Genomic DNA, 22,612 nt, shown 5'->3' on the forward strand with positions numbered 1-22,612 from the left:
TGATCTGACTGTTAGAATTGGATACATTATAAATGATGTATGTCCTTCATTTTTCGAGTTGCCGCTTTACTGGTTGTATTAATACACTTCGGTTTGTAGTTATATAACATATAGATATATAACATCTTATTCTATAAGGATGTTTACTTTCATTATGTTACAACTTTTCTTGGCACAGAAGAGAAGAATATCAAATTATAGATTTTCCGACTAAACCACTTTATTTTCTATTCTGGATCTAGACTGCGCTGAGATAAAAAAGATAAAGTTTGAATACACTTTTGTGTGCTTTATAGAGGAGATGAGGAAAATTAAATCTCATTACTGAATGATAATGGTTTTATTATATTAGATTAAGGGAATAGGATTTTTCTTAAATAACGAATTTAGCGCATTTTTAGTTTACATCAAATATCGGTAAATATTTTCCATACAAAATATGTGGAAAACTATTAATATATCAAGGTGCTATGTGGTTAAATTAAAGATAAGACAGTATGTAATTGGTTCAATAATTACTATTGCCATTATTGGTACTGCTGCAACGTTTTACTTTGAATCCCCGCGTCCCAGCGTTGCGCAAGTATTATACTCGAAGCCTATTAGATCAACTGTTGCGGTTAGTCAATCCTATTGCCATATCACAGAATCTCCCATTCCTGCTACAGTAGAAGATATTACGGAAAGTTTTTTACCGAATCATGAATATCGTATATTAACACTTATTAATACCTTAAAAGTAAAGAGGGAATACCCTGCGTTAAAGCATTCGGAACTAAAAAATTGCGTCACCGTTGATCTTAAGCAACCACGTGTTGTTGGGTACGATGTCGTTTATTATATCGGAGATAAACCAGGAAAAATCAGGATACCATATATACCAGGGGAAACGATTCCTTTAAATGAGAAAGGCCAATTAATTCTAAAAACACAGTAGAATAATACGTTCACGATACTCTTTAATAGAGGGTTAATTAGAAGATTACACTGTTTAGCGGGTAGTTCACCTGAAATTACATTAGTGAGCTGTATTAGCAAAACAGTGCAATCATAAAATTAACCCCTCAACTTTTAATTTACAGATTAAAGGCTATTGGGGACAATTCTGATGTTGAATAAACGCTTCTAACAATTGTTGAATGAAAGATAAACGAGCCGCTCGCTCCGTCAATTCTGTAATGAATTTCAGTTTAGACGGGCCATCTAGTCGATAGATATGAGGCTGATTCTGTAATAAACCGATCAAATAATTAGGATCGACTTTATTATCATTGCTAAAATCAATGAACCCCCCTTTCTCATGCGCTTCAATACGTTTGATACCCAATTTACGGGCTATCAGGCGAATGGAAGTCGATTGTAATAGTTGGCGTCCCGGATCAGGCAATAAACCAAATCGATCGATGAGTTCAACTTTCAATTCATCCAATTCGGCATTATCTTGCGCGCTGGCAATGCGCTTATAGAAAGACAGGCGCAAGTTTACGTCCGGGATATAATCATCGGGTAAAAGTACCGGCATGCGTAGCTCTATGTCGGTCTGGTTATTGGTGAGATCTTCAAGTGAAGGTTCACGCCCATTTTTGAGTGCATCAACAGCACTTTCCAACAATTCCATATAGAGGGTGAAACCGATGCTGGCCATCTGCCCGCTTTGATCTTCACCCAGTAATTCACCTGCCCCTCTGATTTCCAGATCATGAGTCGCCAATGCGAAACCAGCGCCTAAATCCTCAAGAGATGCGATAGCCTCCAGCCGTTTTTGGGCATCACTGGTCATGGCTTTAGGATGTGGTGTCAGCAAATAAGCATAGGCCTGATGATGGGAACGGCCGACACGTCCACGTAATTGGTGTAATTGAGCCAACCCAAAATGATCAGCGCGTTCAATAATAATGGTATTGGCACTGGGAATATCAATACCTGTCTCAATAATGGTGGTGCACACCAAAACATTAAAGCGTTGGTGATGGAAATCTGTCATAACGCGTTCCAAATCACGTTCACGCATTTGACCATGTCCTACAACAATTCTGGCTTCGGGAACCAGTTCTTCCAATCGTGCTTTTGCCTTTTCAATGTTTTCGACATCGTTATAAAGATAATAAACTTGCCCGCCACGCAATATTTCACGCAGGATGGATTCACGAACAACAAGGCTGTCATATTCCCGCACAAAGGTTTTTACTGCCAAACGACGGGCAGGAGGAGTGGCGATAATGGACAAATCGCGCATGCCACTCATTGCCATATTGAGTGTACGGGGGATTGGCGTTGCAGTAAGCGTTAGGATATCAACATCTGCCCGAATGGCTTTAATACGTTCCTTATGGCGAACCCCGAAGCGATGTTCTTCATCAACGATTAGCAAGCCGAGATCTTTCCAGCACAGATCACTTTGCAGAAGTTTATGGGTGCCAATAATGATATCCACTTTCCCTTCAGCCGCCATATCAATGACTTGTTGTTGTTCCTTTGCACTGCGGAAGCGTGACATAACTTCAATGTGCACAGGCCAGTTCGCAAAGCGATCACGGAAATTATCATAATGCTGCTGCGCCAATAGGGTTGTTGGTACAAGTACGGCGACTTGCTTGTTATTGGTAATGGACAGAAAGGCGGCACGCATCGCCACTTCCGTTTTTCCAAACCCGACATCGCCACATACCAGACGATCCATAGCAATGGGCTGACACATATCACCCAATACAGCGTTAATGGTCTGTTCCTGATCAGGTGTCGTATCGAATGGGAAACTCTGGCAGAACAGTTGGTATTGTTCGCGATCTTGCTTGAAGGCAAAACCCGGCTTAACGGCGCGTTGGGCGTAAACATCTAATAGTTCGGCGGCAACATCACGCACTTTTTCGGCCGCTTTTTGGCGAGCCTTGCTCCATGCTTCTCCCCCCAATTTATGCAGCGGTGCGTTTTCCTCTGCACCACCAGCATAACGGCTTATAAGATGGAGAGAGGAGACAGGTACATACAGTTTGTCTTCTCCTGCGTAGGTAAGGATAAGATATTCAGCCTTGATGCTGCCCGCTTCCAACGTTGTTAACCCTTGATAACGCCCGACACCATGTTCAAGATGTACGACAGGCTGACCGGGCCGTAACTCAGCGAGATTTCGGATTAGCGTATCAGTATTGATAGTACGCCGGTTATCCTGACGGCGGCGACTGACTCGCTCCCCAAGCATGTCACTTTCACAAATAAGCGCAAGTTTATGGTCTTCATCAATAAAACCGTGCTCTGATGCCCCAATCATCAAAAAATGGCCGGGTTTATCAGCATCTGTTAGCTGGCTTATTTTGATTGGATTAACTTTGATTCGTGATAACAATTCTTGTACGGATTCCCGGCGTCCTTCACTTTCCACTGAGAACACGATCTTACCGTTAAACTGCTCCATAAAACGGCGCAATTTATCCAAAGGCGCTTTTTGTTGTGGGGACACCGATAGATCAGGCAAAACTTGATAAGCAAGATTGGTGTTTCCTGCTTTTTGAGGAAGTGTTTCGTTATCAACTTGAAGACGAGGCCAGTTTTTTAACGCTGAGAATAGCTTATTGACCGGCAACCAAATCTGCTCAGGGGAGAGTAGCGGACGCATGGGGTCAACTTTGCGGCTTTCAAACCGCAGTTTTGTATCCTGCCAGAATCGCTCAGCAGCACTGATAAAATCCTGCGTGATAAGCAGCGTATTTTCGGGTAGATAATCAAAGATGGTCGGCAAGGGCTGTTCAAAGAATAGTGGCTGCCAATACTCAATGCCGGCGGGTAACACTTTTTTACTGACTTGCTGATAAATATGTTCAGCATCACGGCGAACTTCAAACTGCTCTCGCCATTGACTGCGAAATAGTTCAATCGCATCTTGGTCAGTTGGAAATTCATGGGCTGGCAATAAACTGATTTTTTCCACTTCTGCCAGCGTTCGTTGGGTATCCACATCAAAGGTGCGGAGGCTATCGATCTCATCATCAAAAAAATCAATGCGATAAGGATATCCACTGCCCATTGGAAACAGATCGAACAAGGCGCCGCGCGTAGCAAATTCACCATGTTCAAGCACCTGTTCAACGCTGCGATAACCGGCTTGTTCCAATTCTGCCCGCAGTTTATCACGGGAAAGGTGTTGTCCCTTGTGCATGACCAAAGCATGTCCCTTGAGGTACTCATGGGGGCAGACACGTTGCATCAATGTATTGACAGGTAGAATTAATGCGCCTTTTGTCATGAATGGCAAGTGATACAGCGTGGACAAACGGTTAGAGATGATTTCCTGATGAGGAGAGAAACTATCATAGGGCAAGGTTTCCCAATCTGACATCATATTTATTGGTGCGTGGGTGAATTGTTGGATTTCATCGCGCAATCGAAGGGCATTCTGCATATCCTTTGTCACCAGCAGTATTGGCCCTGAGTGGCGTTCAATGATTGCAGCGCATTCGACAGCGCAGGCGGCACCGGTCAAGTGACCTAATTGGCGGATATCACCGCGGCGTTCAGGAAGTTGATAACGATTTTTTGCTGACATAAGTGTTTGATGTGTTCTCTAAGATTCAGTTCATTCCCAACACACTTTTGACCCAGTAGCCTTGTAATAAATAAGCTGGCAGGTTGAGAGAAAGTAAAAAAAACAGAACCGGGATGTGAATGGCTCCATAAAGTACAGCTACCCTTTATTATCCTCGTACACTTTGCTTTGGCAACAGGAGAGTAGCAGATTTCATGTAAGGATAGATTGTACAGCCAACTTGAGTCACTGCAAAAGAACAGGCATTTCTTAATCCGGGTGAAAAATATCGTATCGTTAACTGGGTAGCCTGCATATCTATAAATGTTGAGAATATCTTAGGACGGCGTTTTTTGGGTGAATAAGGTTTACGTTGAAAGTGAATTTTCTAGTTTAAAATCGGTAGAATTTGTTGTCTGAATTCATTTTTATATACCCACGTTATCAATAATCAGATTAAACGATATCTTTAAGTGGAAAGGGGACATTTTTTTACCTTCAACCTGGAGTGGTGATAAGTAAATCTCTGCCAAACGATGATAATATGTAACAAGTGAACTATATGGATTTGAGTTTTGTACATAATGCGTACAAAAAATAGAGGTTAAAAATGAATTTTCTTATTAATCTATTGTTTCTAAATAAACTTCTTTGATACGGCGGATTTCATGTTTCAATCTGTCTCATTATTTATAGGATTGCGCTATATGCGCGGACGAGCGGTCGATAAATTTGGCCGTTTTGTTTCATGGTTATCAGCTATTGGCATTACGCTGGGGGTGGCTGCACTGATTACCGTATTGTCAGTAATGAACGGTTTTGAGCGCTCACTGGAGAGCAGTATTTTAGGCTTTATGCCTCAGGCTATCATCACATCGGAAAAAGGTTCTATTAATCCGGTGGATCATCCGAGTGATCAATTGAAAGGATTAAAAGGTGTTAACAACATTACACCTATTGTGCAAGGAGATGTAGTGTTACAAAGCCCCGGTAATGTTGGGGTTGGTGTTATGTTGGGTATCACTCCACATGAATATTCCCCATTGGCAGAACATATTGTCAATGCTGATCGTAGCCAGTTACAACCAGGGCGATATTTTGTCATTCTGGGGGAAAGACTGGCTGCAAAATTGAATGTTAAACGTGGTGATAAAATCCGCGTTATTGTACCAAGTGCCAGTCAATTGACGCCGATGGGGAGGATCCCCAGCCAGCGGTTATTTACTGTCGCTGGCACGTTCTTTGTCAATAGTGAGGCTGATGATACAGAAATGCTGGTTAATCAGCAGGATGCAGCGCGATTGTTACGTTATCCTATTGGTAATATTACAGGTTGGCGCTTGTATCTCAATGAACCCCTGTTGGTTGATGAATTGAGCCAACAAACTCTGCCGGAAGGGTTGATTTGGAAAGATTGGCGTGAACGCAAGGGAGAATTTTTTCAGGCAGTCCGCATGGAAAAAAATATGATGGGTTTATTGTTGAGCCTGATTATTGCTGTTGCTGCTTTTAATATTATTACTTCTCTCTCTTTGCTGGTGATGGAGAAACAGGGGGAAATAGCCATTTTGCAAACGCAAGGGCTGACCCGACGTCAGGTAATGGCAATCTTCATGATCCAAGGCGCAGGAGCAGGCATCATTGGTACTTTACTGGGAACTGGATTGGGGGTGCTGCTTTCCAGCCAGTTAAATAATCTTATGCCGGTTGTTGGCCTGCTGGTTGAAGGCATTCAATTACCTGTTGCGATTGATACCACGCAAGTGGTGATGATCGCTATCAGTGCAATGCTGATATCCCTATTATCGACTTTATATCCTTCCTGGCGCGCGGCTGCCACTCAACCTGCTGAGGCTTTACGTTATGAGTAACCAACCTTTATTGCTGTGTCATCACCTGTGCAAAAAATATCAGGAAGGAAAGGTTTCCACAGAAGTATTGAAAAATGTCACTTTCTCCATGCAGCAAGGAGAAATGATGGCTATTGTCGGGAGTTCGGGGTCAGGTAAAAGTACGCTTTTACATTTACTTGGTGGTTTGGATTCCCCTACTTCGGGAAAAGTGCTTTTCAAGGGGCAGTCACTGAACGATATGTCCTCTTCTGCGCGGGCAGAATTGCGCAACAATGAAATTGGTTTTATTTACCAGTTTCATCATTTATTGCCTGACTTTAATGCACTGGAAAATGTTGCCATGCCGCTATTGATTGGAAGGAAATCGATTGGTGGGAAATCAATTGGCAGTAAGAGACGTCTGGCACAACAAAAAGCGCTGGAGATGCTGGCGGCTGTTGGGTTGGAACATCGGGCACAACATCGGCCATCCGAGCTGTCAGGAGGGGAGCGGCAGCGTGTAGCGATTGCCCGGGCGTTGGTCAATGAGCCTTCATTAGTATTGGCGGATGAACCAACCGGTAATCTTGACCAGCGTAATGCAGACAGTGTGTTTCAGCTTTTGCAGGAGTTAAACCAGCGGCAGGGCACGGCATTTCTGGTTGTGACTCATGACTTGAAATTAGCTGACCAACTGACACGTCAGGTAGAAATGCGTGATGGGTATTTACAGGATGAATTAACCCTAACGGGAGAGATGTAATGGCAAACCTGCCTCTTGCATTACTGACTGCTTTACGGTTCAGCCGGGGCCGCCGTCGTTCAGGGATGGTATCTCTGGTTTCTGTCATTTCGACACTGGGAATTATGCTGGGCGTTGCAGTATTGATTATTGGTCTGAGTGCTATGAATGGTTTTGAACGAGAGCTGAAAAACCGGGTACTTTCCGTTGTTCCACATGGGCAGATTTATGCAGTAGAGCAGCCTTTTCAAGATTGGCAACCGGCGCTTGAGCGTGTAAGGCAGACTCCGGGTATTGTGGGGGCGTCTCCCTATATTACGCTTACTGGCTTGATGGAACGTGGCGAAAAGCTCCATGCTGTACAGTTGCGGGGTGTGGATCTGGAAACTGAAGCGGAAGTCAGCAGCTTACCTCAGTTTGTGCGTAATGAAGCGTGGAAAACGTTCAGGGCAGGTAAGCATCAGGTAATTTTGGGGAAGGGTGTGGCGAATTCACTGAATGTAAAACAAGGTGACTGGCTGACGGTTATGCTTCCCAATACTGATCCGAGCCTGAAACTCTTACAACCTAAACGTATCCGCTTACAAGTTGCCGGCATTTTCCAATTGGGAGGAATGTTAGATCACAATTTTGCTTTGGTGCCTTTATCTGATGCCCAGCAATATCTGGATTATGGCAATGCCATTACAGGAATTGCTATCAAAGCCGACAATGTTTTTGCTGCGGAGAAGCGGGTTTTAGAGGCAGGTAAAGCGACTGAGAAATATGTTTATATCAGCACATGGTTAAAAGATTATGGCTATATGTACAACGATATCCAGATGATACGCGGCATTATGTATCTGGCTATGGTGCTGGTTATCGGTGTCGCTTGTTTTAATATCATTTCAACGCTGATTATGGCCGTGAAAGATAAAAGCAGCGATATTGCTATTTTGCGCACACTGGGCGCTAAAGACAGCCATATCAGGGCCATATTTTTGTGGTATGGATTACTGGCGGGCATGATTGGTAGCATCATCGGCGTGGTTGTCGGGGTTTTCACATCATTAAATTTGACGACTATTATTAAAGGACTGGAAAAACTGCTTGGGCATCAATTTTTGTCAGGCGATATTTACTTTATTGATTTTCTGCCGTCAGAATTACATATGATGGATGTTTTTTATGTTTTGCTAACGACATTGGTATTGAGTTTATTGGCTAGTTGGTATCCTGCTCGTCGGGCCAGTAAGCTTGATCCAGCCCGAATTTTGAGTGGTCAATAATAAGCCAAAGTGTCAACATATATCTAATCACGCTATTGTATGATCTTCAATCGGTAAAAAATGGATCAGCAAAACGCTCTTAGGCGCATGTTCTGAGTGGAATAGTGATTAAGAATGAAGGGCATTTAAAGAATCGGTTTTTTAAGCAATCACTCTTTAAGAACATCGTTCCTTAAGGAAATAGCCATATGCGGGTTCGTTATCGGTATAGTCAATTCTGCCGGATTAGACGGTTACGGCGGCAGAGGCTGCAAAGACAAATTTTTTACAGGGATACTCAATTGGCAAATAAAATAAGAAAACCCCATGTGGTGGTGGTGACTGGAGCGGGTATTTCTGCTGAGTCAGGCATTCAGACATTTCGCTCTTCCGATGGCCTGTGGGAAGAGCATCGTGTTGAAGATGTTGCTACACCTGAAGGTTTCCAGCGTGATCCGAGTTTAGTACAGGCTTTTTACAATGCACGGCGGGAACAGCTCCAACAACCAGAAATTAAGCCTAATGCAGCGCATTATGCTTTGGCAGAGCTTGAACGGGTGCTTGGTGACCATTTTCTATTGGTGACACAAAATATTGACAATTTGCATGAACGTGCGGGGAATCACCGTGTGTTACATATGCACGGTGAATTGCTGAAAGTCCGTTGTTGCCAGTCTGGGCAGGTGATTGAATGGACGGCTGAACTAAGCATGGAAGAGCGTTGTCATTGTTGCCAATTCCCATCTCTGTTGCGTCCTCATGTCGTGTGGTTCGGGGAAATGCCATTAGGTATGGAGCAAATCTATTCTGCTTTGACTGACGCCGATATCTTTATCGCTATCGGAACATCAGGTCACGTTTACCCTGCTGCCGGTTTTGTACATGAAGCAAAATTATCTGGAGCACATACGGTTGAGCTGAATCTGGAACCCAGTCAGGTTGAAAGTCAGTTCGATGAAAAACACTATGGCTATGCCAGCGAAATTGTTACTCAATATGTTCAGTCTTTAATTCAGCAGGTGAAGGCAGATAAAAGCTGATTTGACGCAATACCTGCTCTATTCATCTTCTTCATAATAAACCCACATAAATTAGGGGGAGAAGATGGATAGACTATTAGAGCGTTTTTTTAAATATATTGCATTTAATACTCAATCAAAACCATCCGCTAAGACCATTCCCAGCAGCGGTGGTCAACTACAACTCGCTAACGCCTTATATGAGGAGCTGATTCAGCTCGGCTTTGCCGATACTACTTTCGATGAGCGAGGATGTGTTATGGCTACATTACCATCAAATGTTGCCTGGCCTGTACCGGTGATTGGCTTTATTGCGCATCTTGATACCTCACCGGATTTTTCTGGAAAGCATGTTAATCCTCAAGTTTTGGAAAATTACCGTGGCGGTGATATTGCATTGGGAATAGGCGATGAAGTGCTGTCGCCGGTGATGTTTCCGATATTGCATAACTTGCTGGGAAAAACGTTGATTACGACCGATGGAAAAACCCTGTTAGGTGCGGATGATAAAGCAGGTATCGCTGAAATCATTACCGCTATGGTGCGTTTGCAGCAAAAAAATATTCCGCATGGCGATATCCGGATTGCGTTCACGCCTGATGAAGAGATTGGGAAAGGGGCGCACTATTTTGATATAGCGGCTTTTGGTGCTGAATGGGCCTATACCGTTGATGGCGGAGGTGTGGGGGAATTGGAATTTGAGAACTTTAATGCAGCATCAGTGCTTATTAAGATTGCGGGTAACACAGCTCATCCCGGCAGTGCCAAAGGCGTAATGGTCAATGCCTTGTCACTGGCAATGCGTATTCACCATGAATTGCCAGCCGAAGAGACGCCTGAACATACAGAAGATCGTGAAGGTTTTTATCATTTGCTGAACATGAAAGGCACGGTAGAGCGTGCTGAGATGCACTATATCATCCGGGATTTCGACAGTACAAATTTTGATAAACGTAAAAAAACACTACTCGCCATTGCTGGAAAAGTAGGAAAAAGGCTGCATCCGGATTGCTATATAGAGCTGACGATTGATGATGATTATTACAATATGCACAATGAGATAATTAAACATCCGCATGTGATTGCGTTGGCTAAACAAGCCATGCTGGATTGTGGTATTGAACCGATTATCCAGCCAATTCGGGGTGGTACGGATGGAGCACAGTTATCTTATCGTGGGTTACCTTGTCCGAATATTTTTACCGGAGGATATAATTATCACAGTAAGCACGAATTCATTTCGCTGGAAGGTATGGAGCAGGCAGTTAGCGTTATCATGCGGATTGCTGAATTGGCAGCAAGTCATGAAAATAGAGCAATACCTGATTAATGCTATGACACCAACAGGCTATTTTCCCTTTATAACCGATAACATAAACCAGATTCAGTAAAACAGAATTCAGTAAAACAGCCTGAATCCCCGGTTAGCGATAACGGTTCAGAAATAAGTATCTCAGGTTAGAAAATATGAGAAAAGGGGCAAAAGAGCGCCCCTTTGTTCACGAATTAATCATTAAAATACCAATAACCACTATTGACTAAGGCTGTGAGCAGGCTGATAAATCGAACATCATCGATCGCATCGCCCAAAAGACTGGCGTTGACTTTATCATATTGACAAAGCGCATCAGCAGCGTGGATATGAGAAGTATCCATCAACTCTCCATTGACGAAACATTGATCACCGACACGCAAGACGCGCAATCCACTCAACCGATTTAGCTCTTCACCCTGTTTCAGCAATTCATAAATCTCGTCACTTTCATAAGGTGGTTCAGGTGGTGCAAGATCCAATTCATGGCGTGATTGCGAGATAAATTCACCAAACCAGTTTTGGAAAGTTTCGGGTTGTTCCAGCAATTCACGCATCATTAAACGCAGTGAATCCAGTTCATTTGTTTGGACCAAGGCTGGATTATCACGGAATTTCAGGTCAGGATCGCTGTAACGATAGCTGCCTAATTCATTTGCCAGAATATAATCAGCAAATCCACTGAATAACTCACGGGCGTTGGGGGCACGGAATCCGACCGAATAATTCAGCGAATCTTCAATAGCATAGCCTTCGTGTGGGAAACCCGGTGGAATATAAAGTATATCGCCCGGCAACATTTCTTCATCGATAATTGCCTCAAAGGGATCAACCTGTAATAAATCAGGATGAGGGCAATGTTGTTTCATTGGTATTTTCTCGCCTACGCGCCAGCGCCGACGACCTTTTCCCTGAATGATAAAAACATCATATTGATCAAGATGAGGGCCGACACCACCACCGGGCACAGAGAAAGAGATCATCAAATCATCCGTGCGCCAGTCAGATAGCACACGGAAAGGCTTCATAAGTGCAGAGGAGGGGAGATGCCAATGGTTGACGGCCTGTACAAGCAATGACCAGTCTTTCTCGCCTAAATGGTCGTAGGATTCAAATGGCCCATGGGAAACTTCCCAGCGCCCGTTTTTCTGGCTGACCAAACGGCTATCAATTTCATTTTCCATCGCCAGACCCGCCAGTTTATCGGGAGAAAGGGGATCGATAAACTGATGGAAACCCTGCTTAATCAGCAATGGTCGTTTTTGCCAGTGGTTTTGCAAAAACGCCTGCCAGTCCAGATTCAGCTGATAATCCATGGTGACATCCTGAAGTGAGAAGTGAATTTCGCGCTATTATAACGAATAGTTAACGGCGATATCAGATTTGGTTGAAATATTTCGCGATTGTTATGACAATCACTTAACTATCAGACAGCTAGGTATCAGCCACCTAGCTATCAGCGACATTGATTTGCTGCACCCGAAATATCACGCTCACTCTGGCCCCACCAAGTGGGCTATCTTCAATACTGATAGTGCCTGCATATTGCTCGACAATTTCAGAAGCTATCGACAGACCTAACCCTTGTCCTACCCGCAATGTATCAGCTCGTAACCCACGCTGAAAAATCATTTCACGTTTGTCTGGTGGTACTCCGGGACCATCGTCATCAACTATTATGGTGACAGAGTTTTCTCCCATGGTGGCGGTGACTCTGACAAACTCCAGGCAATATTTACAGGCGTTATCCAGAATACTTCCCATGACTTCCAGAAAGTCATTCTTTTCACCTAGCCATGTCACTTCAGGGGATACATCCAGCGTAATACTGATGCCTTTATGTTGATAGACTTTCGTCAGCGCACTGATAAGGCTATCCAGCAAGGTTGGGACGGAAGAAACTTGTCTAAGGAGCAGGGGATGATCACTGTGCATATTGGCTCGATGCAGATAGTAGCCGATTTGTTGGGATATCCGATCAATTTGCTCAAGCATGATGGGTTCAGCTTGTTCAATGGTCATTTTTTGAGGGGGACGCAGAGAGCGCAGGGTCGATTGCAGCACTGCCAAAGGTGTTTTCAGGCTATGCGTTAAATCAGAAAGCGTTGTGTGGTATTTTGCATAGCGTTTACGCTCATTGTTTAATAGGGAATTTAAGTTCCTGACCAGTTTTTTTAATTCTGTGGGGGGATTTTCATCAAGTTTTTCTCGTTCTCCGTTTTCTAAAGAGCTTATTTGAGTAATCAGTGACTTAATGGGACGAAGGCTCCAATCAGCAGCAAGCCAAATGAGTGGAATAACCAGCAGTAGGTTGGCTATTAACACATATCCAAACCATTCCCAGACCTTCGCTGATTCTTGTACATCCTGTGGCATGATATCAATAATGGCGATAGTCAATGCAGGCAGCCTATCAGTTGCGGGATAAATATTGACCGCCACCGAATAGGTTAACAACACATCATTATCGTCGACTGACTTGTTTTTATCGCCTTGATTTGATGCCTGATTATAAAGAAAATCCCCTTTTTCTTTGAGATTTGTCTCTAGTTCATGTAAGCCATCTTTTTTCAGCCAATTAGGGTCGAGCATTTTTTCCAGTTCAGGTACATTATTCTGACGCCAGAGTATATTTCCCTTATTGTCATAAATCAGAACTGATAAGCGTGGGTTCATGGAAAAATGCTTTGGAATAAGAATTTCCAGCTTGTCGTTATTCCATTGAGCAAGCGTAAAAAATAAATTACTTTGGCTCCGGAGTATAGAGTAGGTTGTTTTATCAAAACTCACTAAATACCCAACAATAGCGACAATTCCATATGATAGCGTTAAGGCTAAAATAATCGCTGCTGTTGCTATGAGGAACCGGGTTCTTAAAGAAAGATGTTTTTCAGCGAAATTACGCATCATGTGATTTCACGTCAAAACGGTATCCTTGACCACGGACGGTGACTATCACCTCCTTGGACCATTCACTCAATATTTTTTTCCTTAATCGTCCCATTAATACATCAATTGTATGACTCTCACGTAATTCGGCATCAGGATATAACTGGCGCATTAACGACTCTTTACTGACAACCTTGCCATTATTACGCATCAAGGTTTCAATAATAGTGTATTCAAAGGCGGTCAACTTGATATTGGTACTATTGATAGAAAACTCTTTTCGTGAAAGATCAATTAAAAAAGGTGAAATTTCAACTAATTGTGATGCCAAACCATTATTACGTCGCATTAATGCTTGTATCCGGGCATTAATTTCTTCCAGATGGAAAGGCTTAGTCACATAATCATCTGCTCCTGCGTTTAACACAGTCGCTTTTTCTTGCCAGCTATCGCGAGCAGTAAGGACAAGGATAGGTAAGTTAATCTGCTCATTACGCCAACGGCGTAACATACTCAGCCCGTCCTCGCCAGGTAAACCCAGATCAACGATAGCAATATCAGGATGACTTTCTTTAAGATAATAATCGGCTTCTTTAGCATTCTCCGCAGCATCGACTTGATGCCCAATATCCCGCAGTTGTACGGTTAAGTGATGACGAAGTAATGCGTTATCTTCAACAATCAATATCCGCATAATGATTCCTTATGCTAATCAGTAACGTTTACCAAGTAAATTTAAAATAGCTAAGTAGTCAAATTCGTCAATAAATATTAAATAAAATTATGGGTAATTCTTTTTATGAGTAACCTTAAGTATAGTAACTATTTAGACTTTGTTGGTATGTTAATGAGTGAACCATTTAAAAACAAATGTTTAGATAGAAATAGAAAATAAATTTACAACCTATTTATATTTTATATAAGGTTAGGCTGTTTTTGGAGAGTTTGCTCTCTATATTTTAACCCATTGTTCTGCTGATTTTATTCACTTCTTCAAACTCTGTGATTATCTACGCATTAACTATGGTTCCCAATAGAGAGTTATTTTCGTTTCAGTTCTGTTTTAATACTGAAAGCATAAGATTTGCAGGTGATTTTTGGTAGGAAGTTCAGCTAATTAAGAAAATCAGTTAAATGTCGTTGAAGTACAATTTGGATGAGGCGTATTGAGTATGGGCGGAATATATCCGCCCATTTGCATAGAAGAACGTTTACTTCAACTTATCAACCAGCGAAGTGGCATAACCAATGTAATTTGCTGGCGTCATGGATTTAAGGCGTTCTTTTTCCGCTTCAGGAAGTTCAAGGCCATCGATGAACGTTTTCATTCCTTCTGCATCAACACGTTTACCGCGTGTCAATTCCTTCAATTTTTCATACGGTTTTTCAATGCCATAACGGCGCATAACAGTTTGAATAGGCTCCGCCAGCACTTCCCAGTTGTGATCCAGCTCATCCAGTAGGCGTTGTTCATTAACCTCTAACTTACTTAACCCTTTCATCGTGGATTGATAAGCAATCAGAGCATATCCCAGACCTACGCCAAGATTGCGCAGCACGGTTGAATCCGTTAAGTCACGCTGCCAACGGGAAACAGGAAGTTTGCTGGCAAGGTGCCCCAGAACGGCGTTTGCCAATCCCAGATTTCCTTCTGAGTTTTCGAAATCAATTGGATTGACTTTATGTGGCATGGTGGAAGAACCGATTTCCCCAGCAATGGTTTTTTGTTTGAAATGATTCAGGGCGATGTAACCCCAGATATCGCGATCAAAATCGATCAGAATGGTATTGAAACGCGCTACACAATCAAACAGTTCTGCAATGTAGTCATGAGGTTCGATCTGTGTGGTATACGGATTCCATTGGATACCCAGAGAAGTCACAAATGATTCGCTGAATTGATGCCAGTCAATGTGTGGATAGGCTGACAGGTGCGCATTATAGTTACCGACTGCCCCGTTGATTTTACCCAGAATGTCTACCTGACTGAGCTGACGGAATTGGCGTTCCATACGATAAGCTACGTTAGCCAGCTCCTTGCCGACGGTAGAAGGGGTCGCTGGTTGCCCGTGAGTACGTGATAGCAGAGGAAGATCGCGATAATCGTGCGCCATACGCGTGATGGTGTCGATCAACTGGCGCCATTGAGGCAATAAAACTTCTTCACGGGCAGTTTTAAGCATCAAGGCATGTGACAGGTTATTGATATCTTCTGATGTGCAGGCAAAATGAATAAATTCCGCAACTTGATGCAAAGCCGGAATATGTGCGACTTTTTCTTTCAGAAAATATTCAACAGCCTTAACGTCATGGTTGGTTGTGCGTTCAATTTCTTTGATACGCAACGCATCTTGTTCATTGAAATTTGCAATAATTTCATCAAGGTAAGCGTTTGCGTTGGCGTCAAAAGCAGGGACTTCTTTGATTTCTGCTGTAGCGGCCAGTTTTTGCAGCCAACGTACTTCGACCTGCACACGAAATTTCAGTAAGCCGAACTCACTAAAAATGGCGCGTAGCGCGCTGACTTTATCGCCGTAACGGCCATCAATTGGAGAAACAGCGGTCAGTGAGGATAATTCCATTGGTAGCAACTCCCGGATTTTATTTAACAATTTGTGTCTGATAATTTTTGTTTAACAACGAGCAAGAATATCTTTTGCCTGTTTGATCAGGCGCTGACGGGAAAACATGATTTGCAGGCGGGTACCGCCAACTTGTTTCCATAAAACAGCACTGCGAATGCCCGCCAGTAAAACTGATCTGACTTTTGCCTGAATGAGTGTATTACGTAATACATCAGGTGACCCTGTCACTTGGATACGAGGCCCCAGTGGACTGATGACGTCGACATAAATCCCAGCAAGAGCGTTGAGCATCCCTTCTGACATCGGTTCAAAATAGGCTTGCTGACGTTCTAACTGGTTGATGCGGTTTGCTAATTCATTAGCAGAAGATTGATTTTTACTCAGATGACGTTCCAGAGCCATTAAACCCAGCATATAGCGGGTAAGGTCAGCAGAAACGCCGCTATGTGAGCCATTGAACATGCCCAGCATAGCATCAAGGCCAATGCGGAGGTTACAGGCATTGTTGCCAAAAACATCCAAGGTGGATGCCGGATTCATATTCAAGATACTGTTGAGCATCATTTCAAAAGCATCATTATCACACTGGCCTTCATGAGCAAGCTTTTGTACCAGACGGCCTGACTGGCAGATACCTGCCAGCGCCAGCGTAATGTCGTAATAATTTTTAGCCACAATTACTCCTGTATACGTTGTTCGATCACGCCACCACCGAGACAGACTTCATCTTGATAAAACACGGCTGATTGGCCGGGAGTGACAGCGGCAACAGGGCTATCAAAACGAATTTCAATTTTATCTTCGCCTAGAGGAACGATAGTGCAGGGAATATCGTGCTGACGGTAACGCGTTTTCACTACACAACGGATTTTTGCCTTCAATGGCTGGCGATCAACCCAATGAAGTTGCTGTGCAATCAAACCGACAGACATCAGGCGAGGATGTTCATGGCCTTGAGCAACAAGAAGCGTATTGTTTTGGACATCTTTATCAACAACATACCATGGCTCTTCACTGCCATCCTTCGTTCCGCCGATTCCCAACCCTTTGCGTTGACCCAGTGTATGGTACATCAAGCCAGAATGCTGGCCGATAGTTTGCCCGTCTACTGTCATAACTGGGCCCGGTTGGGCAGGCAAATAGCGTCCCAGAAAATCACGGAATTTGCGCTCACCAATAAAGCAGATACCCGTTGAATCTTTTTTCTTTGCCGTGACCAGACCGAGTTCTTCGGCAATGCGGCGCACTTCAGGTTTTTCGAGTTCTCCGACGGGGAACAGACTCTTGGCAACCTGTTGGTGACTTAAGGTATATAAGAAATAGCTTTGATCTTTATTGCCATCCAGACCGCGAAGTAATTGGCTAATACCATCTACATCCCGACGACGGACATAGTGCCCGGTTGCAATGTAGTCAGCACCCAAATCCTCAGCGGCAAACTCTAGAAACGCTTTGAATTTGATCTCTTTATTGCAGAGAATGTCCGGATTTGGGGTTCTGCCAGCTTTATATTCAGCAAGAAAATGTTCGAATACATTATCCCAATATTCGGCTGCAAAATTGATGGTATGCAGTTCAATGCCCAGCTTGTCACAAACGGCTTGCGCATCGGCAAGATCGGCGGCAGCCGAGCAATACTCTTCACCATCGTCTTCTTCCCAGTTTTTCATGAACAGGCCAGCTACCTGGTAGCCCTGCTGTTGCAGAAGGTAGGCGGAAACTGATGAATCAACACCGCCGGACATTCCGACAATGACTTTTTTCTGGCTGTTATCTGACATGGATATATCTCACTGCGGAAAAAAACAAACGCAATACTTTAGCACGTTGATGGCTGTGGTGCATCAAACGTCTCACGTTCTTTCTATTCGATTTTTTTATTTATGCGGCCATTTTCAAAAGGAGGGCCGTAACTGTCCAATATTGATAGAGGATACGCCTTGTGTTCTAAATAACAGCGAATACTTTCAGCGACCAATGGTGAGCGTAGTTGTGAACTGTTAAGAATTTCTTCTGCACTTAACCAGTGGCAGCAATGGATATCGTCATCTTGTGGATTGGTATCAATGATTTTTTCCATTTCAACCAAGAACAGGAAACGGATAAATGGCGTTCCGTCTGGAGCAACCCATTGGTATAATTTCAAAAATTTCTGTGGCTGAGAACGAATCCCTGTTTCTTCCCATAATTCCCGTTCAGCGGCTTCCTGCAATGTTTCTCCGGCCTCGAGATGGCCGGCAGGCTGATTCCAGAGAGATTTGCCATTAATGAATTCTTCGACAACCAGAAATTTATTTTCTGCATGTACAATACAGGCAACAGTGATGTGTGGACTAAACAAGATTAATTTCTCTCCATTCTCCGGGGGGCAATGAGCTTAATTGTATCGAATCCATACTGAAACGAATTAGGCGCAATGTGGGAAAACCAACATGAGCAGTCATTCTGCGTACCTGACGGTTACGGCCTTCATATAGCGTTATCTTGAGCCAGCTTACGGGAATATTTTTTCGCTCTCGAATGGGGGGTGTTCGTTTCCAGAGCCATTCTGGTTCTTCCACTCGTTCTGCGCCGGCAGGTAGCGTCGGGCCATCTTTTAACGTGACGCCATTGCGCAGCTTACCCAGAGCTGCTTCATCAGGAATACCTTCTACCTGAACATAATAAACTTTAGCTGTTTTTTTGTGAGGTTGAGTCAATCTGGCTTGTAATTTACCGTCATTGGTCAACACGAGTAACCCTTCGCTGTCGCGATCCAAACGTCCTGCGGCATAAACATCAGTAAACGGAATAAAATCTTTTAACGTTGTTCTTCCCATTTCATCGGTGAATTGGGGAAGAACATCATAAGGTTTGTTAAAGATTAATACCCGACGAGGGCCTGTTAGTTTTTTTATCGTATTGTCATTTTTTCTTTGGCTGAATCGGTTAAGTTTGCGTTTTTTAAAAGAGATTTTTGTCATGATAAGCCATCGTGAAAAATTAGGGTGCGTATTATACCTTAAATCTGTGACCATTGGCGTTTGCAGAATATTCAAGTAGTATTGACACGTCCCTTACAAAAATTTAACAAGGCATTGCGTTTATTTGAAAGGAGAGGTTAATGGAAAGCAAAGTAGTTGTTCCGGCGGAAGGTAAAAAAATTACTATCGATGCCAAAGGTAAATTAAATGTTCCGAATAACCCTGTAATCCCTTACATCGAAGGGGATGGCATTGGTGTTGATGTTACGCCGGTCATGCTGAAAGTTGTGGATGCTGCTGTTCAGAAAGCTTATAGCAGCGAGCGCAAAATTTCTTGGATGGAAATCTACACAGGTGAAAAATCCACACATGTTTATGGTAAAGATGTTTGGTTGCCAGATGAAACACTGGATTTGATCCGTGAATACCGTGTTGCTATCAAAGGTCCTCTGACAACGCCAGTCGGTGGCGGCATCCGCTCGCTGAATGTGGCGCTGCGCCAGCAATTGGATCTGTATGTCTGCCTGCGCCCGGTTCGTTACTATCAAGGTACGCCAAGCCCTGTTAAACAGCCTGAGCTGACTGATATGGTCATTTTCCGCGAAAATGCTGAAGATATCTATGCGGGTATCGAGTGGAAAGCCGGTTCAGCGGAAGCGGACAAGGTCATCAAATTCCTGCAAGATGAAATGGGTGTTAGCAAAATTCGTTTCCCTCAACAGTGTGGCATCGGCGTGAAGCCTTGCTCAGAAGAGGGCACTAAACGCTTGGTGCGTGCTGCAATTGAATATGCTATTGATAATGATCGTGAATCCGTGACTCTGGTTCATAAAGGCAACATCATGAAATTCACTGAAGGTGCCTTTAAAGATTGGGGTTATGAATTGGCCCGCACTGAATTTGGCGGAGAACTGCTGGATGGCGGCCCGTGGGTTAAGATCAAAAATCCTAAGAGTGGCAAAGACATTATTATCAAGGATGTGATTGCAGATGCTTTCCTGCAACAAATCCTGCTTCGCCCTGCTGAATATGACGTTATCGCTTGTATGAACCTGAATGGTGACTACATTTCTGATGCACTGGCTGCGCAGGTTGGTGGTATCGGTATCGCCCCGGGTGCAAACATTGGTGACGAGTGTGCATTGTTCGAAGCGACACACGGTACTGCACCTAAATATGCGGGTCAGGATAAAGTCAACCCGGGCTCTGTCATTCTCTCCGCTGAGATGATGTTACGCCACATGGGATGGTTCGAGGCTGCCGACTTAATCGTTAAAGGTGTTGAAGGTTCCATTGCTGCCAAGACCGTAACTTACGATTTTGAGCGTCTGATGGAAGGCGCTAAGCTACTGAAATGTAGTGAGTTCGGTGATGCAATCATCTCTCACATGTAATTGATTGCGTAACTGAATAGATAACGGGGGCTTAATGGTTCCCGTTATTTTTAGATATTGAAAAATTCTTCTGCAAAACTGATTAAAAATTAACCGTTATTTCACAGCCAGAACAACCCAATCTTTGCCCCTATCATCATGGTATTTGTCTGTCATTGCCTGACTCCTGTGTCCTAATAATGTCTTCGTATTGATACCTTGTTCGCGGTATAGACGCTCCGACAATGAGCGTTGTTCATGGAAAGTTGCCGGAGTTTCTTCTCTCACTCAATATGTATTAGTTCAGGCCTGACATCTACCGGTGTAGTCGTTTGCGCAGTTTGATAGTCAACCAATTTATAAACCACCGCATAAGTCTGTAAGGCTTCCAGTCACGAATGAAGCTTCGTCACTAAGTAGCCAAAGAATCGCATTTGCAACCTCTTCAGGAGTTCCACCTCTTTGCATCGGGAAGTTCTTGGCAATACGTTCAACTCTAGAAGGCTCGCCGCCATCAGCATGAATATCGGTGTAAATGCCTCCCGGGCGAACGCAGTTGACTCGTATGCCGTCAGCGGCGACTTCTTTAGATAATCCTGTAGTAAATGTATCAACTGCACCTTTCGAAGCAGCATAATCAATGTATTCGAAAGGTGAGCCACTTTTCGATGCACCTGATGAAACGTTAACAATTGAACCTCCAGAGCCTCCTCTGGAAATCGACATACGCTTAATCGCCTCAGAAGAGCAATAAAAATGACTCATTACATTAGTTAATAGTACTTGTTGAAATCGTTCCCCATCCATATCAATTAAGGGCATTTTTTGTTTTAAGATTCCAACATTATTGACAAGGTGAGTAATACTTCCTAGCTGAGTATCAATGTCGTCGAACATTTTTTTTACTTGATGCTCATTGGAAACGTCAGCACGTACAGCGATACATTTGGCATCCAGATTCAAAATCTCATCACGGACTTTAAACGCAGACTTTTCATCGTTTAAATAATTTAAACATATAGAGTATCCTTTATTTGCTGCCAGTATAGCGGTAGCCGCTCCAATACCTCGACTAGAGCCTGTAACTAAAAGTATTTTTTCGTTCATCATTATCCTATTTAGTGTCATTACTTGACAAAACTAAACGCGATTAGCATTAGCATATAACTATACACATACCAGTCACCTACAGAAACGTACGTTGTTACTGTAGGATAAAGCAACACTGGGAACAATGCCGTTGATAGCAAGATGATATGTTGTTTTGTCATACTCTACAGCAAGTTCAACTTATTGGACAAACTGCTCTAAAACTGAATGTGAGCACAACCACACCGGCTGATCTTTTAGGGGTAATTGAAAGTAATGCGCTCACTGTGGCTAACCTTGATGGCACCATTAGCGTAATTGCTGCCAAGACTGTTATTTACGATTTCGAATGTCTGATGGATCGTGCTACCCGCTGAAATGCAGCGAGTTCGGTGATGCAATCATCTCTCACATGTAATTGATTGCGTAACTGAATAGATATCCAATAATGGTTTATACTTATTGATAACTTATCTCACTATGGTGCGCTTATGTGGAACAGCTATCTTCAGAGAGGAAATATGCGGTTATTGGCAAATTTTCTGTCACCAATAGATGCTCACATTATCCTGGGTAGAATGTTATCAGAAGGCATTTGTGCGGTAGTGATAGATGAAGATATCGTATGGAATAACTACATGTGCTCTCAGGCATTTGGAGGGGTGAAACTCCTTGTCCATCATTGTGATATTGAGCGGGCGAAAGAGATACTTTTTAAAATTGAAGATAATCAGTATCTTTTAGATGGAAAACAATTGGGTTTAGAAAAAAGAAAATTATCATCACCTCAATACTCTTTTACGATGCTAATAAATATTTTTTTAGTTCTTTCTTTGTTTTTGACAACATACATAGCTTTACCTTTAAAATTTGATGATTATTCTTCTCCGTAATTATAATAATCTGAACATGCGGATTTTGACGGTAAATATTCTCAATGTCATGGCTATTTTATATGACAGGGAAAACAGTAAATGATGTACATCCTTTATTATAAATATCTTGTAATAATGGATATGAATGCAGTTGCAAGGTGGTGGAA

19 protein-coding genes and 1 pseudogene are annotated in these 22,612 nt (G+C 43.1%); 9 read left to right on the forward strand and 11 right to left on the reverse strand.

Annotation, left to right across the window (positions count from 1 at the left end; genetic code table 11):
• The first annotated feature begins 472 nt into the window (after window positions 1-472).
• Window positions 473-937: a UmoD family flagellar biogenesis regulator gene (gene umoD / locus AAC854_RS04065; protein WP_340615994.1), complete on the forward strand. Its 465-nt coding sequence runs from the start codon at window positions 473-475 to the stop codon at window positions 935-937.
• A 153-nt stretch (window positions 938-1,090) separates the two neighbouring features.
• Here umoD and mfd read toward each other — a convergent pair whose 3' ends face one another.
• Entirely contained in the window at window positions 1,091-4,540 is a 3,450-nt protein-coding gene (gene mfd / locus AAC854_RS04070) for a transcription-repair coupling factor (RefSeq protein ID WP_340615995.1), read from the reverse strand.
• Between the two features lie 647 nt (window positions 4,541-5,187).
• Between mfd and lolC the strand changes: the two genes are divergently transcribed.
• The 5 genes from lolC (at window position 5,188) to pepT (ending at window position 10,689) form a co-directional block, all read left to right on the forward strand.
• Entirely contained in the window at window positions 5,188-6,390 is a 1,203-nt protein-coding gene (gene lolC, locus AAC854_RS04075; RefSeq protein ID WP_340615996.1) for a lipoprotein-releasing ABC transporter permease subunit LolC, read from the forward strand.
• Window positions 6,383-7,114, forward strand: a complete 732-nt coding sequence (gene lolD / locus AAC854_RS04080) for a lipoprotein-releasing ABC transporter ATP-binding protein LolD (RefSeq protein ID WP_340615997.1) — start codon at window positions 6,383-6,385, stop codon at window positions 7,112-7,114. The genes lolC and lolD overlap by 8 nt, the downstream gene beginning before the upstream one ends.
• Window positions 7,114-8,361 carry a lipoprotein-releasing ABC transporter permease subunit LolE gene (gene lolE / locus AAC854_RS04085; RefSeq protein WP_340615998.1) on the forward strand — a complete coding sequence of 416 codons (1,248 nt, stop codon included), beginning with the start codon at window positions 7,114-7,116 and terminating at the stop codon, window positions 8,359-8,361. Before lolD ends, lolE begins: the two co-directional genes overlap by 1 nt.
• A gap of 188 nt (window positions 8,362-8,549) precedes the next feature.
• Window positions 8,550-9,380 (forward strand): Sir2 family NAD+-dependent deacetylase, encoded by an 831-nt coding sequence (cobB, locus tag AAC854_RS04090; protein WP_340615999.1) that lies wholly within the window; start codon window positions 8,550-8,552, stop codon window positions 9,378-9,380.
• A 64-nt stretch (window positions 9,381-9,444) separates the two neighbouring features.
• The gene (gene pepT / locus AAC854_RS04095; RefSeq protein ID WP_340616000.1) at window positions 9,445-10,689 is read left to right on the forward strand and encodes a peptidase T; all 1,245 of its coding nucleotides are present in this window, start codon (window positions 9,445-9,447) and stop codon (window positions 10,687-10,689) included.
• Window positions 10,690-10,865: 176 nt separating this feature from the next.
• On the opposite strand, the gene AAC854_RS04100 is transcribed toward pepT, so the two are convergent.
• From AAC854_RS04100 to rluE, 8 genes are all read right to left on the reverse strand, one after another.
• A complete protein-coding gene (locus AAC854_RS04100) occupies window positions 10,866-11,987 on the reverse strand; it encodes a ribosomal protein uL16 3-hydroxylase (RefSeq protein ID WP_340616001.1) in 1,122 nt (373 codons plus the stop codon).
• Between the two features lie 133 nt (window positions 11,988-12,120).
• Window positions 12,121-13,578: a two-component system sensor histidine kinase PhoQ gene (phoQ, locus tag AAC854_RS04105; protein ID WP_422824044.1), complete on the reverse strand. Its 1,458-nt coding sequence runs from the start codon at window positions 13,576-13,578 to the stop codon at window positions 12,121-12,123.
• Window positions 13,571-14,254, reverse strand: a complete 684-nt coding sequence (gene phoP, locus AAC854_RS04110) for a two-component system response regulator PhoP (protein ID WP_340616003.1) — start codon at window positions 14,252-14,254, stop codon at window positions 13,571-13,573. Before phoP ends, phoQ begins: the two co-directional genes overlap by 8 nt.
• Before the next feature lie 517 nt (window positions 14,255-14,771).
• Window positions 14,772-16,142, reverse strand: coding sequence for an adenylosuccinate lyase (gene purB / locus AAC854_RS04115; RefSeq protein ID WP_340616004.1), 1,371 nt, complete (start codon window positions 16,140-16,142; stop codon window positions 14,772-14,774).
• Window positions 16,143-16,193: 51 nt separating this feature from the next.
• Window positions 16,194-16,820: a high frequency lysogenization protein HflD gene (hflD, locus tag AAC854_RS04120; RefSeq protein WP_340616005.1), complete on the reverse strand. Its 627-nt coding sequence runs from the start codon at window positions 16,818-16,820 to the stop codon at window positions 16,194-16,196.
• Window positions 16,821-16,822: 2 nt separating this feature from the next.
• On the reverse strand, window positions 16,823-17,926 hold the full coding sequence (gene mnmA, locus AAC854_RS04125) for a tRNA 2-thiouridine(34) synthase MnmA (RefSeq protein ID WP_340616006.1): 1,104 nt from the start codon (window positions 17,924-17,926) through the stop codon (window positions 16,823-16,825).
• An 83-nt stretch (window positions 17,927-18,009) separates the two neighbouring features.
• Entirely contained in the window at window positions 18,010-18,486 is a 477-nt protein-coding gene (locus AAC854_RS04130) for an NUDIX hydrolase (protein WP_340616007.1), read from the reverse strand.
• Window positions 18,479-19,108 (reverse strand): 23S rRNA pseudouridine(2457) synthase RluE, encoded by a 630-nt coding sequence (gene rluE, locus AAC854_RS04135; protein ID WP_340616008.1) that lies wholly within the window; start codon window positions 19,106-19,108, stop codon window positions 18,479-18,481. The genes AAC854_RS04130 and rluE overlap by 8 nt, the downstream gene beginning before the upstream one ends.
• A gap of 140 nt (window positions 19,109-19,248) precedes the next feature.
• Here rluE and icd point away from each other — a divergent pair, with 140 nt between their 5' ends.
• Window positions 19,249-20,502 (forward strand): NADP-dependent isocitrate dehydrogenase, encoded by a 1,254-nt coding sequence (gene icd / locus AAC854_RS04140; RefSeq protein WP_340616009.1) that lies wholly within the window; start codon window positions 19,249-19,251, stop codon window positions 20,500-20,502.
• A 96-nt stretch (window positions 20,503-20,598) separates the two neighbouring features.
• On the opposite strand, the pseudogene AAC854_RS04145 reads toward icd, so the two are convergent.
• A pseudogene (locus AAC854_RS04145) lies at window positions 20,599-20,757 on the reverse strand (integrase); the annotation flags it as partial.
• Between the two features lie 81 nt (window positions 20,758-20,838).
• Window positions 20,839-21,588, reverse strand: a complete 750-nt coding sequence (locus AAC854_RS04150) for an SDR family oxidoreductase (protein WP_340616024.1) — start codon at window positions 21,586-21,588, stop codon at window positions 20,839-20,841.
• A 149-nt stretch (window positions 21,589-21,737) separates the two neighbouring features.
• Between AAC854_RS04150 and AAC854_RS04155 the strand changes: the two genes are divergently transcribed.
• Both AAC854_RS04155 and AAC854_RS04160 read left to right on the forward strand, forming a co-directional pair.
• On the forward strand, window positions 21,738-21,947 hold the full coding sequence (locus AAC854_RS04155; RefSeq protein WP_273548380.1) for a hypothetical protein: 210 nt from the start codon (window positions 21,738-21,740) through the stop codon (window positions 21,945-21,947).
• A gap of 114 nt (window positions 21,948-22,061) precedes the next feature.
• Window positions 22,062-22,463 carry a putative signal transducing protein gene (locus tag AAC854_RS04160; protein WP_273548379.1) on the forward strand — a complete coding sequence of 134 codons (402 nt, stop codon included), beginning with the start codon at window positions 22,062-22,064 and terminating at the stop codon, window positions 22,461-22,463.
• The last annotated feature ends 149 nt before the right edge of the window (window positions 22,464-22,612 follow it).

The organism is Xenorhabdus entomophaga (genome assembly GCF_037996725.1).
GTDB lineage: Bacteria > Pseudomonadota > Gammaproteobacteria > Enterobacterales > Enterobacteriaceae > Xenorhabdus > Xenorhabdus khoisanae.